This is a genomic window from Achromobacter sp. LC458 (assembly GCF_001005835.2).
Lineage (GTDB): Bacteria > Pseudomonadota > Gammaproteobacteria > Burkholderiales > Burkholderiaceae_B > Achromobacter > Achromobacter spanius_B.
In genome coordinates, this window is the sequence record NZ_LBHW02000005.1 from 20,435 (window position 1) to 36,895 (window position 16,461).

A 16,461-nucleotide genomic window follows, 5' to 3' on the forward strand; every position below is an offset into this window, starting at 1 on the left:
GCCGTTACTTCACCAGCGTCCAGTTGCCGTCCTTGACGGTGATGAGCTCGCGGCCGCGATCATCGAAACCGCTGTGGTCGGCGGCGCTCATGTTGTAGACGCCTTGCGTGCCCACCAGCTCCTTGGTCTGTTCCAGCGCGTCGCGCAAGGCGCTGCGGAATTCCTTGGTGCCCGGCTTGCCGGCCTTCTCGGCAATCGGCACGGCCTTTTCCAGCAGCAGCCCGGCGTCGTAGACGTTGGCGCCGAAGGTGGCGGGCTTGGAACCGTTCAGCTTTTCGTACGCGGCGATGTAGTCGGTGGCGACTTTCTTGGACGGGTTGCTGTCCGGCATTTCCGGCAGCACCAGCATCAGGCTGGCGGCCAGCACCGTGCCTTCGACCTTCTTGCCGCCCAGTTTCAGGAAGTCGGGTAGCGCCGCGCCGTGGGTCTGGTAGAACTTGCCCTTGTAGCCCTGATCGAACAGCGTCGTCTGCGGCAGCACGCTGGCGGCGCCGGGGGCGGCCACCAGCACGGCGTCCGGCTTGGCGGCCAGGATCTTCAAGGCTTGGCCCGTGACCGAGCTGTCAAAGCGCAGATAGCGCTCGTTCGCAATGATCTTGATGCCTTTCTCGGTGGCCAGGCCCGAGAAGACCTTGTACCAATTCTCGCCATACGGATCGTTCAGGCCGATGAAGCCCACCGTCTTGATGCCGGTCTTGGCCATGTGGTCGACCAGCGCGCGCGCGATGATGTCGTCGTTCTGCGTGGTCTTGAACACCCACTTCTTCTGCTCGTTCATGGGCAGCACCACGGCCGCCGTGCCCACCGGCGCCAGCATCGGCACGCCGGCCTCGGCGGCGAACTGGATCACGCCCATGGCGTTGGGCGAACCCGACGGGCCGATCAACGCGTCCACGTTCTGTTCCGAAATCAGCTTCTTGAACGCCGTCACCGAGTTGGTGGAATCGCTGGCGTCGTCCAGCGAGACATATTCCACGGTCAGGTCGCCGATTTTCTTGGGCAGCAGCGGCACGGTGTTCTTCTGCGGAATGCCGACCAGTGCGGTCGGGCCGGTGGAAGACGTGACGACGCCCACTTTCATTTGCGCCAACGCGGGCAGGGCGAACAGGGCGGCAACGGCGGCGGCCGCGGCCAGGGGGAGTTTCTTCGACAGCATGGCAAAACCTCCGGATAGGGAGCAGGGTGGGGGTGCAGCTGAAAAGCGGAGAAAACGGGAACAGCGAAAATCTTGGGAATCGCGAGAATTACTTGTTGCTTAAAATTTCTAACCTGCAAGGATCAGCACTGTAGACGGGCTCTTGGTGCTTACCTATCCGTCAAAACCCGAAGCATGCATGGCGCAACGTCCACTAGATGGTGATGGAACTGACGCTGGCGCCGCCGCAGACGAACAGCGTCTGGCCGGTGACGAAGCTGTTGGCGGGGTCGGCAAAGAACATCACCGCGCGCGCCACGTCGTCGGAGCGGCCCAGGCGCTTGACCGGAATGCCGTTGGCCAGCTGCTTTTCCCGTTCGCTGCCGGGTTCGATCACTTCGTAGAACATGTCCGTCTGGATCGGGCCGGGGGCCACCACGTTCACCGTGATGCCATGGGGCGCCAGTTCCAGCGACCAGGTGCGCGCCATGCCCACCATGCCGGCCTTGGTGGCCGAATAGGCGGTGCGCGTGGGCAGGCCCAATGCGCCGCGCGACGACATCATCACGATGCGGCCGAAATGGCGTTCCTGCATGCCGGGCAGCGCCGCCTGCACCAGGCTGATCGCGGCGCCCAGGTGAATCTGCGTCAGGCCGTGCAGTTCTTCCTGCGTTACCTGGGGCAGCAGATTCGGCCAGATGACGCCCGCGTTGTGGATAACGTGGCTGATCGGAAAGCGGGACGCGGCCTCCTGGCCGGCCTGCGCGGTGGCGTCCGCATCCAGCAGGTCCACCTGCATGTTGTGCAGGCGCGGGTGGGTAAAGTCCGCCGCGCGGCGCGCCATTGAAATCACTTCATAGCCGGCGTCCAGCATGCTGCGGCAGATCTCGGCGCCTATGCCGGCGCTGCCGCCGGTGACCAGCGCTACGTGTTGTTGTGTCATGCGTGTCCTTGGTTGGGTTGCCGTATAGGCCGAGTCCGGCGGGGCTCAGGCGCGGGGCGCCAGCGCCAGCACGCGCAGCGGGCTGCCCGAGCCGCTGCGGATCTTCAGCGGGGCCGAGAAAATCACGGCGCCGGTGGGCGGCAACTGGTCCAGGTTGGTCAGGCACTGCAAGCCGTAGCGGTTATTGCCGTGCATGTAGTAGTGGCAGGGGTAGGGCGGGTTCAGGTGGTGGGCCTGGCCGGCGTCGGTGCCCACCGATTCCGTGCCGAAGCCATGCACATCGCGTTCCTTGATCAGCCACGGCACCACGTCGGCGTCCGGGCCGGGCGAGTGGGCGCCGTCTTCCTGCATATTCAGGTATTCAACGGGCTTGGCGCGCTTGGACCAATCGGTGCGCATCAGCACCCACGACCGCGCGGGGATGCGGCCGTGCTTTTCCTCCCAGGCCTTGACGAAGTCGATGGTCAGCAGAAAGTCGGGGTTGTCGCGGGCCTCGGCGGAACAGTCGATCACGCACGCGCTGGCGATGAAGGCGTCGATGGGAATCGTGTCGACCGTGTTGTCGGGCTGGTCCTTGCCCGATACCCAGTGGGCGGGCGCGTCGAAGTGCGTGCCGGTGTGCTCGGAACACGAAAAATTGTTCCAGTACCAAGCCGGGCCGCGCTCGTCATAGCGCGAGATTTCTTCCATGCGGAACGGCCACGCCTGGCCGAATTCCGGCGGCAGGACGATGGTGGGAAATTCCGGCGTCAGCGTCTCGGTCAAGTCCACCAGGCCGATGCGGCCGGTGACAAGTTCCGTCATGAATTGGGCAAGAATGTTCTGGCTCATGCTGCGGCTCCTGGGGGGGGCGCGTCGCTTGCGCGATGCGCCGGAGGGAATCTGGGGTGTTGTCTTGGGCAGTGGCGTGGCGGGCGCGGTCAGGCGCCCAGCTCGCGTTCCAGCCCCTTGGGGTTGTCGGCCAGGCGTGCTCGGAATTCCTGCGCCACGTCGCCCACATACACGTCTTCCACGCCGTCCTTCAGCGCGCGCACGATGGCGGCGGCGATGGCGGCGGGGGCGACGCGCGGCGGCGGCGTGCGCTGTTCCCATTCGTGGTCGACGGGGCCGGGAAACACGTTCACCACCCGCACGCCGGCGCCGCGCATTTCCGCGCGCAGGCATTGCGTCAGCGACAAGGCGGCGGCCTTCGATGCCGACCACATGCCGCGCGACGGCAGGTTCATGTGCGCGTAGATGGACAGCACGTTGACCCAGGCGGTGGCGTTGTTGACGCCGTCGGCGGCGCGGCTGCACAGGGCGGGGCCGAAGCTTTGCGCCAGGCGCATCAGGCCCAGCACGTTCACGTCCATGGCGTCGCGCGCGGTGTTTACGTCCTTGCGGTAGAGCAGGCCGCCTTCGCGTTCCAGGTCGGCCGTGTTCACCAGGATTTCCACCTTGCCGCCGATTGAGGCGGCAAGCCGATCCACGGAATCGGAATCCGTCACGTCCAGGGCAACCGACTGCACGCGCGGGTCGGCAACCAGCGCGTCAAAGGCCGCGTCGCGCTTCCAGGCCTGCGCATCGCCCAGGAACACCGTGGGGCAGCCCGCGTCCAGCAAGGCCCGCGCCACGGCCTGGCCCACCGCCGACTTGCCGTCGGTGACCAGCGCGCGGCGGAACTTCGGGTCGCACGAGGTTTCGCGCAGCGTCTTGTCGTCTTCCATGTTGGGCGTATTCCTTTCAGGCAGGGCGATCATCACGGCTTGGCCGCTGCGGTCCAGCTTCAGCGCCAGCCGCACGCGGGCGCCGTCGGCGCAGTCCTGGTGCACGTGCGCCACGACGGAGGGGCCGGCGTCCATCACCACCGTGCCGACGCGCCAGGGCAGGCGTTCGCGGAAATACAGGTCGTTGCTGTGATGCAAGGTGGTGCTGACCAGCAGCACGCCGTTGGGGTCGGCAGGACGCCAGGGCAGGTGTTCGGACAGGCAGTGGCCGCAGACTTCGCGCGGCGGATACTGCACCGCGCCGCAATCGGCGCAGGTCTGCAAATCGAAGCGGCCTTCGGCGGCGGCGGCCGTCAGGCCCAGCGCCGCGCGGCTGCGCGAGCCGGGCGGCAAGGTGGGCTGGCGGGTGCGCGCAACCGGATTCTTCCGGGGCGGCTTGGCTAGCGGCTCGGTCATGCGTCGCTCCTTGCCAGGATGGCCGCGGCGGTGCACAGGCCGCGGTCGTAATTGATCATGCCGAAACCGCTGACCATGCCAACGCGCGCGTCGGCCACTTGCGTGCCGCCCGCCGTGCCGGTCAATTGGCGCAGCGCTTCGACCATGCCCAGGTAGCCGCCCGCCGCGCCCGCCTGACCCACCGACAGCTGGCCGCCGTTGGTGTTGAAGGGGAAGCTGCCGTCCACGGTGAAGGTGTGGGCGCGGACGAATTCCGGCGCGTCGCCCTTGTTGCAAAAGCCCAGGTCTTCGATCTGCATCAGGTTGATGACGGGGTAGTCGTCATAGGCTTGCAGGAAGTCCATGTCGGCCGGCGTGGCGTTGGCCTGGCCGTACAGTTCGTCCACGTCCATGGTCCAGCCGCCGCGCGTCTGGATGGGGTCTTCGATCCAGGCGTTGTGGCGTTCGATGGTGGACAGGATGCGGGCATAGGGCAGGTTCAAGGCGCGGGCCTGGTCTTCACGCATGACGAGGAACGCGTCGGCGCCCGCGCAGGGCATCACGCAGTCGAACAGATGGATGGGGTCGGTAATGACGCGCGCGTCCAGATACTGTTGCAGGCTCAGCGGCTTTTTCATCAGCGCGTGCGGGTAGCGCAAGGCGTTGTCGCGCTGCGCCACGCACAGCTTGCCGAAATCCTCGCGCGTGGCGCCGGTGGTGCGCATGTAGTGCGCCGTCAGCAGCGCGAAGCTGGCGTTGGGACCGCCCGCGCCATAGGGGTAGACGGCGTCTTGCGCAAAGCGCGAAAACTGGCTGACGGTATTGCGAAACGAGTCCACGTGGTTGGTGTCGCCCGCGATGCAGGCGACGATGTTTGCGTCGCCCGCCTGCACGGCGCGGGCCGCGCGGCGCAGCGCGGCCACGCCGCTGGCGCCGCCCATGGGAATGTGATCCAGCCAGCGCGGGCTCATGCCCAGGTGCTGGACCAGGCCGACGGCGGTGTCCGGCGCCAGCGTGAAGCTGGACACGCACAGGCCGTCCACGTCCTGCTTGGCCACGCCGGATTGCCGGATCAGCGCGCCCAGCGCGCGGCCCAGCCACCAGTGGGCGGCATGCGTGGAATAACGTTCGTACGGGATGGTGACGGGCAGGGCCGCCACGATGCCGTCATAGCCCAGGCGGCTCATTGGGCAGACTCCTGGCGGTCGGGCGCCTGGCGCTTTTTCATGGCGTTGGTGTCGATGCAGCGCGCCGTGCCGGGCAAGGTCGGCGCCAGCGTTTTCATTTCGCCGCGCTGGATCTTGTTGGTGGTGGTCAGCGGCAGGCTGTCCACAAAGGCCACATAGCCGGGCGCTTTGTAATAGGCCAGCTGTTGCAGGCACCACTGCACGATATCGCGCGCGGCATCGGCCATGGCGGCGTCGTCGGCGGGCAGGGCTTCGGGCACGACGCAGGCCAGCACTTCGTCGCCGCGCACCGGGTCGGGCACGGCGGCCACGGCCACCGCCTTGACCAGCGGATGCTGCATCAGCACGCTTTCCACTTCCACGGCCGAGATGTTTTCGCCGCTGCGGCGGATCACGTTTTTCTTGCGATCCACAAAGCGCAGCGCGCCGTCGGCTTCGCGGCGCACGATGTCGCCCGTATGGAACCAGCCGTCTTGCCAGGCCTCGTCGGTGGCCGCTTCATCTTTCAGGTAGCCGGCGAAGAAGCCGTAGCGCGGGTCGTCGCCGGCGTGCCGCACCAGCAGTTCGCCGTGTTCGCCCACGGCGGCGGGCTGGCCCGCGTCCGTCACGATGCGCACCTGCACGTCGTCTTCTTCGCGGCCAAAGCTGCTGGTGCCGACGTGGCGCGGTTCGTGGTTGGCGATGATGACGGCGCCCGCGCCGGTTTCGGTCATGGCCCAGGCTTCCAGCAAGGGAAAGCCGAAGCGCGCTTCAAACGGCGCATGCAGCTTGCGGTCCACGCCCGCGCCAAAGCCGAAGCGGATGGCGGGTTGCAGGTCGCGCTCGGACGGCGGCGCCTTCATCAGTATGGCGGGCATCACGCCCAGGTAATGCAGCACGGTGGCGCCGGCGTCGCGCACGCTGTCCCACCACGTCTTGGGGTGGAAGCGGTCTAGCGGAATCAGGCATCCGCCGGTCAGCACCATGGCCATGGCGGAATACGCCATGGCGTTCATGTGCACCAGCGGCAGCGGCGTCAGCATGCGTTCCTGGCCGGGGCGCAGCGTTGCCAGCCCGCCGATGCGCGCATACCAGCCGCCCGCGTGCAGGAAATAGCGGTTGGGCAGGATGCAACCCTTGGGGCGGCCGGTCGTGCCGGACGTGTACAGCAGGGCGCATTCCGTCAGCTCGGTGGGCGCGGTGTCGGCCAGCGGCGCGGTGAAGGGCGCGGGCGGCGGTGCATCGTCGGGGCCCATCACACGCAAGGGGCGGCCCGCGCGTTCGGCAGCGGCCAGCAGGTCGGCGTGGCGGGTGGGCAGGGCAACGGCCAGGGCGATCTCGGAATGGCCGGTCAGGTATTCGAGTTCGGCCGCGCGCAGGTCCGGGTTGATCGGCACCACCGACACGCCCAGCGCGTTCAAGGCGAACCAATGCAGGAAGAAGGCGGGGCGATTTTCCAGCAGCAGCCCCACCCGGTGGCCGTGGCCGTAGCCGGCCGCCGCATAGGCGGCGCGCAGCGTTTCAATGGCGTCGGCCGCGCGGCCATACGACAGTTCGCCGGCGTCTATGCCATAGACCTGGGCCGTTTCCGGCAGGATGCACAGGAAGGGCTGCGCGCGGTAGCGCGAAGCGGTGTCGGCAAATGCCTGGTGGACGGTGGTGCTCACAAGCCGCTCCTACATGAACAGTTGGATGTTGCCGAAGGCGGCGTCGCAGTTGACCAGGTCAACGCGCTTCAAACGGATGCGCAGCGCGCCGTCCTGTTCCACCAGGTGGTGCGTGGCCCAGCCGGCGTACAGCGTCTGCAAGTCCTGGCGCGTTTCAACATAGTGAAAGGCGGTGCGCACCACATGGCGGCCTTCTTCAGGCGCGGCGTCGGGGTGGCCGTGTTCGACGGTGGGCGCTTGCAGCAGGTGATGGCAGCGGCTTTTAGGCTGCTGCGAAAATGTGCGCTGGCCCGCCAAGCGCTCCACGCGCACGCGCAGCAGCAGCTTGTCTTCGTACATCAGGGACGCGTGCAGCTTGGGGTCCGTCTGGCCGTGCGCCAGCGGCATCCAGTAGTAGCCGTCTTCGGTGTACAGGTTCAGCCAGTCTTCGAAGCGCAGCTCGTCCAGCAGGCGCGCTTCGGCGTAGACAAAGTCGATCAACTCGCGGTCGCTTGCGCTCATACCGACTCCGATCCGGTCATGTAGCGGCCCCATGCGCGGTATTGGTTGCGCATCTGCCATTCGTTGGTGCCGTTGGTGGTGACGTTCTTCTGGCCGGCTTCGTCGGGCGTATACAGCCGGCCCACATTGACCCAGTCGCGCGCGCGGGAATTCAGGCCGTCTTGGGCGCGTTCGTACATTTCCAGATCGTCATGGCCGACAACGGAGGTGGGCGCGTTGATCAGCCGGTTGTACATCAGCGTGCGCTCCAGCAGCAGGTCGGGCGCGCCGACCAGGCGGAAGGTCCACGATTCCACCAGCGTGCGGTCGGCGGCAAGGGGCTTGAAGATGCGCAGCGTCTGGATCGGGCCCTTCACCATGATGTTGGGGAAGTACACGGTGTTGTGGCGCACGTCGCCCAGGATCTGCTTGGCGCGTTCCTCGCCGTAGGCGGCCACCATGGATTCCCAGTAGCCCGGCACGCCGGAGTACGACGCGTGGATCGAGTCCGATACGCCGGTGTGCCCGTGGCCGTTTTCCCAGACGCGGATGCCCATGTTTTCAAAGAACTCGTACGGCGAGATAAAGGGCGCGAACAGTTCCACCGCCATCGGCTTGGGCGTGCCTTCGGGCGCCTGCTCCCAGACCTTAACGGCCGTGCCCGCCGACGATTCGTGCGCCACCATCGGGTGGCAGGTATCGGTCTGGTTATCGACCAGCATCTTCCAGTTGCAGCGGTGCATGTAGCGCAGCACGCCACCGGCCACTTCCAGCCGGCCCTCGGGCGAGCGGTCCACCATGTTGTCCAGCGTGGACAAGGAATCGCCGAAGAAATCCTCGAACGACTGGCCTTCCGGATTCAGGCGGCAGAACACAAAGCCGCGATGGTTCTTGACGTCTTTGACGGCGGCCATGCCCTGGCTGGCTTCGCAGTTTTCCAGGCCGGTGTTCTCGTAGCCTTTCTTCAGGGGGATCGACAGCAGGCTGCCGTCCGTCTTGAATGTCCAGGCGTGGTACGGACAGCGAAAGAACTTGCCGGTGTTGCCGCAGGCGTCGCCAGCCACCATCGTGCCTTTGTGCGGGCAGCGGTTGTGCAGCACGCGCACGGTCTTGTCGCTGTGGCGCACCATCACCACGGGCTGGTTGCCGACGGTCGTGGTGATGTAGTCGCCGTTGTTGGGCACCTGGCTGTCGTGGCCGACGTAGACCCAGGTGTTGGCGTACAGGCGTTCCATTTCCAGGTCGAATAGTTCCTGGTCGATGAACAGGTCCTTGTGCACTTCCGTGTCGCGCACCAGGGCGCGGATGGCGTCGGGGTTGTCGCGGTATTTGGCCATGGTCGCTTCCTTGTCGTCGGGGCGGCAGCGTTACAGGTCCAGCACCAGGCGGGCGGATTTCGCGCGCGAGATACAGATCTGGATGATCTTGCCGCTGGCCTTCTCGGTGTCCGAGAGGTAGTAGTCGCGATGATCGGGCTCGCCTTCCAGCACCGTTGCCTGGCACACGCCGCATTCGCCGCGCTTGCAGTCGTACATCGGGTCGCAGCCTTCTTCTTCCATGACGTCGACGATGGTCTTGTCGGCGGGAATGGTCAGCGTGCGGCCGGACTGGCGCAGCTCGACTTCAAACGCCTGGTCGCCGGCTTGCGCGGCGGCGGTGACGAACAGTTCGAAGTGAACGTGGGCGTCGGGCCAGTGGCGGGCCCTGGCGCCGGCAATCACGGCATCGATCAAGCCCTTGGGGCCGCACACGTACAGGTGCTGGCGCGGGTTGGAGGCGGCCAGCAGCGCTTGCAGGTCGAAGCGGCAGGCGGGGTCGTCATCCGCGTGTACGGTCAGGTTGCCGCCCGCCAGCGCTTCGAGCTCGCCCAGGAAGGCCAGTTGATCCTTGCTGCGGCCACAGTAGTGCAGATGAAAGTCGCGCCCGGCGGCTTTGAGCGCGGCGGCCATGGACGCCACCGGCGTAATGCCGATGCCACCCGCGATCAGCACCACGGGTTCGTCGCCTGCCGGAGATTCATGCAGCGGAAAATCGTTCTTGGGGCCTTCCACGCTAAGCGTGTCGCCTTCGGCCAGCGCATGCATGTGGCGCGAGCCGCCCTGGCTGGTTTCTTCCAGCCGTACGCCCAGCCGGTATTCGGTGGGCTGCGCGAACTGGCCGGCGTCGGGCGTCAGCTGCACCAGCGAATAGCAGCGCGGTTCATGCACACCAGGCACGGTGACCTTCAGATGCGCGCCGGGGCCGAAGGCGGGCAGCGGCCCGGCATCTTCGCGCGCCAGCCGGAAGGAACGGATCAACGGCGATTCTTGCCGGACTTCCCGGACGATCAGTTTCAGTGTCTGCACGGCGTTTGTCTCTTTCGGTATTCCGGTATTCCGGTATTCGGGTAGCGGGATCAGGCCGCCAGCTTTTCGGCCAGCTTCTCGGCCATCTGGCGTTCCATCGGGGCGCAGCTTTCGTTGGCCAGCGCGGTCTCGCGCAGCGTGCGCAGCGTCTCGGCCGCATCGGCGCGGCCCACCAGCTGTGCCGCCGCCGCGATCAGCTGGCGATACTTGCCGCCGCCGCGCACGTGCGTATCGCTATAACCCTTGACCAGACGCCGGCAGTTAACGGTTTCAACGGCCAGGGCGTAGTCCTGCGGCGCCAGCCGGGCAATCAGGTCCAGCCATTGCCGCAAGCCTTCCGATTCGATTTGATGGCGCAACGTACGGCGGCGAAAGCGGCGCATGCCGGCCAGCGAATACAGCATCAGGAAGCCGCCCAGCGTGCCGCTTTGCATCAAGCGGCCTTTGCCCAGGCGGCGTTCCACAAAGCCGCCGAAGGCCTTGGACCCTTCCAGCCAGCGGCCCATGCGCGTGGGCATCGTGCCGCAGATTTCTTCCAGGCGCGGGTGCATGTAGTCGGTGGTCATCACCAGTTGGTCCGGCCGTGCACCCACTTCGTTTCGCACCCGTTCAAAGCGGGTGCCGCGCGTTTTCAGGTCGGCCACGCGGATCACGTCGTCGTAGGCCATGGCGGTGGCGACGTAGCGCGCGGCGGCACAGGTCAGCGCCCAGCCTTGGGCGTCGCCGCCGTGTTGGGCGTCCAGGTCGCGCAGCGCTTTCATGTGGCGCAGGTAGTCGGTGGCGTAGGCGGCGTCCTGGAATTCAAGCTGGCGGCGCACGCCGGCCGTCAGCATGGGCTGGGCACAGGCGGGGAAGTCGCGCTTGATGGTGTCCAGCAGCGCTTGCGTCTTCGGGCTGGCGGCGCGTTCGGGCACGTCGGGCACGGGGCGCGTCAGGTCGATGGCGGCGGGTTGGGCGGGCGCGGCATGGGCGGCGTCAAAGCCCAGCGCAAAGGCGCGCAGGCTGGCGTCCACGCCCAGGCCCGCGCGGCGCACGGTGGCCTCGTAGTCGTCGCGCGTGAAGGGCAGGGCGCCGCTGCCGGCCACCGCGCCAAACAGGCTGGCGCTGATGACGCTGCCGGCGCGGTCGGCCAGGTCTTGCAGGTCGAAGCACAGGAAGCGCTTGGCGGCGGCGCGGCCGGCTTCCAGCACTTTGTTGGGGTCGGCAATGCCGTTGCCGGGCGCGGACTTTTCGCTGACGGCGTAGCTGCGGTGCGACGAGGACAGCAACACCGTGCGTTCCGGCGTGACCAGGCCACGCTGGATGGCGCGGCCGCCTTCCATCAGTTCGGCGGCAACGACCAGATCCACGTCGCCGGGGGTGGGCATCAACGCCAGCGCGGGCGGGCGTCCGGCGCGCGCCACGTCCGCTTCGGGCAGCAGTTCCAGGTAGTAGATGGTGGCGCCGGTGCGCTGCGCCACGCCGGGCACCGATGTGGTTTGCGCCCACCAGCCGGCGTGTTCGGCCATGTCGACGATCCAGTCGGCCAGGACGCCGCCGCCCTGGCCGCCCATGGCCAGGATGGCGATCTTGATGGGGTTGCCTTGCTGCATTGCCGGCGGGTTCATGAAGGGCTAGTCCTTACAGGGCGTATTGGGCCAGCCGCGCGGCGCGGCGGCGTTGCAGGAAACCGATCACGGCGCCGCGCATGCGTGCCAGGAAGCGGTCGGTGCCGGTGGGGTTGTGCACGATATCGGCGCGATAGAAAGACGGGCACAGCACGGCGGCATGGGCCACTTCGCCGCAGTTGCCGCAGCCCACGCAGCTGCTTTCCACGTGCGCTACCGGGTCTTCCTTCAAGGGGTCGCCGCTGTCCTTGATGGACAGCGATGGGCAGCCGGACAGCCGGATACAGGCGTGGTCGCCGGTGCAGACGTCGGGGTCCACGCCAAAGCGTTCCTTGACCACGCGGCGGCCTTCCTTGACGGCCTTGTTGAATAGCGGCTTGATGCGGCGCTGCTTGTTCAGCATGCATTCGGACTGCGCGATGATGACCTTCGGACCCTTGATGTCGGTGGTCAGCGCTTCTTCGATGGTGGCGCGCACCTTGGCCACGTCGTAGGTGCGGTCCAGCGTGCGCACCCACTTCACGCCCACGCCGCGCACGGCATGATCGATGGGGTTGTTGGTGGAGCGGTCGGGGTTGTCGGCACGCGACGACAAAATGTCCTGCCCGCCGGTCGCCGACGCATAGAAGTTGTCGACGATGACGATGACGCCGTCGTACTTGTTGAATACCGCGTTGCCGATGCCGGACGACAAGCCGTTATGCCAGAAGCCGCCGTCGCCCATGATGGAAATGGGGCGCTTGGCGGCGGGCACATTGAACGCCGCCGCGCTGGAGGCGCCCAGGCCGTAGCCCATGGTGGTGGCGCCCAGGTTGAAGGGCGGCAGGATGGAGAAAAGGTGGCAGCCGATGTCGCAGGAAATGTGATGCTGCCCCAGCTTTTCCTGGGCCAGCGTCAGCGCGGAAAAGATCGGGCGTTCGGGGCAGCCCGTACAGAAGCCGGCAGGGCGCGGTGGCACCACCGAGGCCAGCCCGTCCACCTGCTTGTGGAAGGTGATCGGTTGCTCGACGAGCTTTGCCGCAGGCTTCGGACGCGCGACTTCGGTGATTTCAAGTTGGCTGCTGGGGGCTTGGGCTTGGGCCACCGCATCCACCGCCACCGCCGCATGCGTCTGTAGCGATTCAGGACGATGGCGCTTCAAGAATTCGCGCACGCCGTCGCGCATCACTTGCGTGGTGTATTCGCCCGCCATCGGCAACACGTCCTTGCCGGACAGGTGCGTGTCGATACCCGCCTTGCGCAGGACAGCGTGCAGGTTCTGTTCGATGTAATCCGGCTGGCCTTCTTCCAGCAGCAGCACTGCGCGCTTGCCCCGGCAGAATTCCGTGACCTCGTCTTCGATGACGGGGTAGGTCACGTTCATGACGTAAAGCGGAATGCGGCTGTTGCCGAAGTTATCGGCCAGGCCCAGCAGTTGCAGCGAGCGGATGACGCCGTTGTACAGGCCGCCTTGCAGGATCAGGCCGATATCGTCCTGGTCGCCGTCAAAGTGCTCGTTCAGTTTGTGTTCTTTGATATAGCGGATGGCGGCGGGCCAGCGGTCCTTGATTTTTTCCTGCTCGTGCAGGAAGGATGCGGGCGGCAGCACGATGCGGCTGGTGTCGCGCGCCGGGCTTTCCAACGCCTGCGCCAGCGAAAACGCGGGCCGCTTGTTTTCCTTGGCAATGAAGCGGCCATGCACGTGGCAACCCCGGATGCGCAGTTGCAGCATCACCGGCGTCTTGCTGGCTTCCGACAATTCAAAGCCGTCTTCCACGGCCTTGACCATGCTTTCCAGGTTGGGGCGCGGGTCCAGCAGCCAGATCTGCGACTTCATGGCGAACGCGTGCGAGCGTTCCTGCATGATGGACGAGCCTTCGCCGTAGTCTTCGCCCACGATGACCAGCGCGCCGCCCGTCACGCCGCCCGATGCCAGGTTGGCCAGCGCATCCGACGCCACGTTGGTGCCCACGGTGGACTTCCACGTGACCGCGCCGCGTATCGGGTACATGACGGACGCCGCCAGGGTCGCGGCGGCGGTGGCTTCCGAGGCGCTGGCCTCGAAATGCACGCCCAGTTCTTGCAGGATGTCGTTGGCGTCGGCCAGCACATCCATCAAATGCGAAATGGGCGAACCCTGATAGCCCGCCACATAGCCCACACCCGATTGCAGCAAGGCTTTGGTGACGGCAAGAATGCCCTCGCCGCGAAACTCTTCGCCGGCGCCGATGCGCAACTGCTGGACTTCTTTCTTGAAAGACCTTTCAGCCATCTCGAACTCCTGGTGGGGCCGGATGACCGGTCCTCAAGCCTTGCTGCCGTGCAGCATCGTCGTGCCACGAAATTGTCGTCTGAAAAATACTTTAGGAGTCAACGTTTTAGCTGTCAACAAAAAAGATGAAATTTCATGGAAATCAAAAAATATCACGCTAAAACAAGGATGTATATACTGGTTGTTCTCTAGCTTCATGGCGGGTTTTCGGCCCCGCTATGGTGCAAAAACGGGTTGCGATTCGGGGTATACCCTGTGCTGCGCAACAGCATTGCCGTGCATCATGGCGCGCGTTTGCGCCGTCGTGGTGCAATGCGTTTTTTCGGCCGTCGGCCATTCATGAATTCCGGTGCGTGGGAGCAAAGCAACATGCGGTTGGACAAGCAGCGGGACACACAACTGACGGGGCGCGGCACTTCAGGGCCGCGTTTCGTTGACGGCTATCTGGCATACCTGCTGGCGCAGGCCAGCCAGCGCATCTCGGCCGAATTCCATATGCAGGTCAAGGCGGCCGGGCTATCGGTGACCGAATGGCGGGTGCTGGCCAGCCTGGAAGGCAGCCCCGGCGAAACCATCGGCACCCTGGCCGTGCTGGCCATCACCAAGCAACCCACGCTAAGCAAGGTGGTGCAGCGGATGGAAGCCGAGGGGCTGGTGGCGCGCACCGGCGTGCGGGCCGACCGCCGCCAGACGCGCGTGTGCATCACCACCAAGGGCACCCACTTGATCGCGGGCCTGTGCGAACAGGCGTTGCAGCATCAAAAAGCCGTGCTGGCGCCGTTTGGTGAAGAAAAGGCGGCGCTGCTGATCGACATGCTGGAAGTGTTGATGACCGAGCACGTGCCGCTGGAACTGCCGATCGACGCCGAGGAATAAGCGCGCGGTGATTCGGGCGGTGATTCGGGCGGTGATGGCGGACGTTGCATCCGCGCACTCGAACATTGTTCGACCCAACAATTTTGTTACATGCTTATGCGTCCCTTAATAGATCCCCCTCTGTGAAAAGGGGCCACGGTACGCATAAACCCTGAATTGACTGGGGTCTTACGCGTAGGCACACTCGGCGCCGGTATTCAGACTAATGTCAGGAGTTAACCCCTATGCGCCGCACTTTGATTGCTATCGCGATCGCCGCCGCCGTGGCTGTGCCCTCGATCGGGCAGGCCAAGACTTTCCGTTGGGCCGCCCAAGGCGACATCCTTACGTTCGACCCGCACTCGCAAAACGAGGGCATGACGATCGCCGCCAACAGCTACATCTACGAGCCGCTGGTGGACTACGACAAGACGTTCAAGGTGGTGCCGCGCCTGGCCACGGAATGGGAACAGGTGTCGCCGACGCTGTATCGCTTCAAGCTGCGCCCCGGGGTGAAGTTCCATGACGGCGCGGCCTTCACCGCCGACGACGCGGTGTTCTCGATTCACCGCGCCATGGCGCCCACGTCGAACTACAAGGCCTACACGACCGGCATCAAGGAAGCGCGCAAGATCGACGACCTGACCATCGAGATCGAAACGTCGGCGCCCAACCCGGTGCTGCTGCGCCAGCTGACCAACGTGTTCATCATGAACAAGGCCTGGTCCGAAAAGAACAACATCGCCAAGCCGCAGGACTACGTCAACAAAGAAGAGACCTTTGGCGCGCGCAACACCAACGGCACCGGCCCCTACAAGCTGAAGACGCGCGAAGTGGACGTGCGCACCGTCTTTGAAGAAAACAAGGACTGGTGGAACAAGGCCGGCAAGGTCGGTAACGTGACCGAGGTGGTGTTTACGCCCATCAAGCAGAACGCCACGCGCACCGCCGCGTTGCTGTCCGGCGAAATCGACTTCGTGCTGGACCCCGCCGCGCAGGATCTGGAGCGCTTGCGCCAGGCGCAGAAGGTGGTCGAAGGCAACGAATACCGCACCATTTACCTGGGCCTGGACCAGAAGCGTCCGGAATTGCAGTACTCGAACATCAAGGGCAAGAACCCGTTCCAGGACATCCGCGTGCGCGAAGCGCTGTACCGCGCCATCGACGTGGACGCCATCAAGCGCGCCGTGATGCGCGGCCTGTCCGCGCCCACCGGCACGATGATCGCGCCGCAGGTGCATGGCTGGGCGGAATCGGTGCACAAGCGCGTGCCCTACGACCCCGAAAAGTCGCGCGCGTTGCTCAAGGAAGCTGGCTACGACGGCACCTTGAACTTCACGCTGGACTGCCCCAACAACCGCTACATCAACGACGAAGCCATCTGCCAGGCCGTGGTCGGCATGTGGGCCAAGGTGGGTGTGAAGGCCACGATGAACGCCATGCCGCGTTCCACGTACTTCCCCAAGGTGCAGTCGTTCGACACCAGCGCCTACCTGTTCGGCTGGGGCGTGCCCACGTTCGACGCCATGTACTCGTTGCAGAACCTGATCCGCACCAAGGGCGAGGGCGCGGACGGCATGTACAACCTGGGCGGCTACAGCAACAAGGAACTTGACGTCATCATCGACCGCATCAAGACCGAGACCGATCCCGCCAAGCGCGACGCCGACATCATCACCGTGCTGCAAGGGCACGCCAAGGACTTCGGCCACATCCCGCTGCATGACCAGGTCATCCCCTGGGCGATGCGCAAGAACGTCACGGTTATCCACCGTGCCGACAATCGCCTTGTTGCCGACTGGGTCAAGGTTGACTGATCCCGGCTAACCAGACGGCGCGGCGCCCACCCGGCGCGCGCCGTCTGTTTTTGG

14 protein-coding genes are annotated in these 16,461 nt (G+C 65.5%); 3 read left to right on the plus strand and 11 right to left on the minus strand.

Annotated features, from left to right (window positions below; all coding sequences use genetic code 11):
* Positions 1-4 precede the first annotated feature (4 nt).
* From YH64_RS05785 to YH64_RS05835, 11 genes are all read right to left on the minus strand, one after another.
* Positions 5-1,156 (minus strand): ABC transporter substrate-binding protein, encoded by a 1,152-nt coding sequence (locus tag YH64_RS05785; RefSeq protein WP_046803516.1) that lies wholly within the window; start codon positions 1,154-1,156, stop codon positions 5-7.
* 193 nt (positions 1,157-1,349) lie between these two features.
* Positions 1,350-2,078 (minus strand): SDR family NAD(P)-dependent oxidoreductase, encoded by a 729-nt coding sequence (locus tag YH64_RS05790; RefSeq protein WP_046803515.1) that lies wholly within the window; start codon positions 2,076-2,078, stop codon positions 1,350-1,352.
* Positions 2,079-2,123: 45 nt separating this feature from the next.
* The gene (locus YH64_RS05795) at positions 2,124-2,909 is read right to left on the minus strand and encodes a cyclase family protein (protein ID WP_046803514.1); all 786 of its coding nucleotides are present in this window, start codon (positions 2,907-2,909) and stop codon (positions 2,124-2,126) included.
* 89 nt (positions 2,910-2,998) lie between these two features.
* Positions 2,999-4,240, minus strand: coding sequence for an SDR family NAD(P)-dependent oxidoreductase (locus tag YH64_RS05800; RefSeq protein ID WP_046803513.1), 1,242 nt, complete (start codon positions 4,238-4,240; stop codon positions 2,999-3,001).
* The gene (locus tag YH64_RS05805; protein ID WP_046803512.1) at positions 4,237-5,406 is read right to left on the minus strand and encodes a thiolase family protein; all 1,170 of its coding nucleotides are present in this window, start codon (positions 5,404-5,406) and stop codon (positions 4,237-4,239) included. The genes YH64_RS05800 and YH64_RS05805 overlap by 4 nt, the downstream gene beginning before the upstream one ends.
* A complete protein-coding gene (locus YH64_RS05810) occupies positions 5,403-7,052 on the minus strand; it encodes an AMP-binding protein (RefSeq protein ID WP_046803511.1) in 1,650 nt (549 codons plus the stop codon). The genes YH64_RS05805 and YH64_RS05810 overlap by 4 nt, the downstream gene beginning before the upstream one ends.
* 9 nt (positions 7,053-7,061) lie before the next feature.
* Positions 7,062-7,553 (minus strand): aromatic-ring-hydroxylating dioxygenase subunit beta, encoded by a 492-nt coding sequence (locus YH64_RS05815; RefSeq protein ID WP_046803510.1) that lies wholly within the window; start codon positions 7,551-7,553, stop codon positions 7,062-7,064.
* Positions 7,550-8,869, minus strand: a complete 1,320-nt coding sequence (locus YH64_RS05820) for an aromatic ring-hydroxylating dioxygenase subunit alpha (protein WP_046803509.1) — start codon at positions 8,867-8,869, stop codon at positions 7,550-7,552. Before YH64_RS05820 ends, YH64_RS05815 begins: the two co-directional genes overlap by 4 nt.
* Before the next feature lie 30 nt (positions 8,870-8,899).
* Positions 8,900-9,877, minus strand: a complete 978-nt coding sequence (locus YH64_RS05825; protein WP_046803508.1) for a PDR/VanB family oxidoreductase — start codon at positions 9,875-9,877, stop codon at positions 8,900-8,902.
* Positions 9,878-9,927: 50 nt separating this feature from the next.
* Complete coding sequence (locus YH64_RS05830) at positions 9,928-11,484, minus strand: indolepyruvate oxidoreductase subunit beta family protein (protein ID WP_046803507.1); 1,557 nt, start codon at positions 11,482-11,484, stop codon at positions 9,928-9,930.
* 13 nt (positions 11,485-11,497) lie between these two features.
* Entirely contained in the window at positions 11,498-13,735 is a 2,238-nt protein-coding gene (locus tag YH64_RS05835) for an indolepyruvate ferredoxin oxidoreductase subunit alpha (protein ID WP_046803506.1), read from the minus strand.
* Here YH64_RS05835 and YH64_RS05840 point away from each other — a divergent pair.
* The 3 genes from YH64_RS05840 to YH64_RS05850 all read left to right on the plus strand — a co-directional run bounded on the left by YH64_RS05840 (position 13,716) and on the right by YH64_RS05850 (position 16,407).
* Positions 13,716-14,078, plus strand: a complete 363-nt coding sequence (locus tag YH64_RS05840; RefSeq protein WP_143215267.1) for a hypothetical protein — start codon at positions 13,716-13,718, stop codon at positions 14,076-14,078. The genes YH64_RS05835 and YH64_RS05840 overlap by 20 nt on opposite strands.
* Positions 14,079-14,104: 26 nt before the next feature.
* Positions 14,105-14,611 carry a MarR family winged helix-turn-helix transcriptional regulator gene (locus YH64_RS05845; protein ID WP_046803551.1) on the plus strand — a complete coding sequence of 169 codons (507 nt, stop codon included), beginning with the start codon at positions 14,105-14,107 and terminating at the stop codon, positions 14,609-14,611.
* Between the two features lie 224 nt (positions 14,612-14,835).
* On the plus strand, positions 14,836-16,407 hold the full coding sequence (locus YH64_RS05850; protein WP_046803505.1) for an ABC transporter substrate-binding protein: 1,572 nt from the start codon (positions 14,836-14,838) through the stop codon (positions 16,405-16,407).
* The last annotated feature ends 54 nt before the right edge of the window (positions 16,408-16,461 follow it).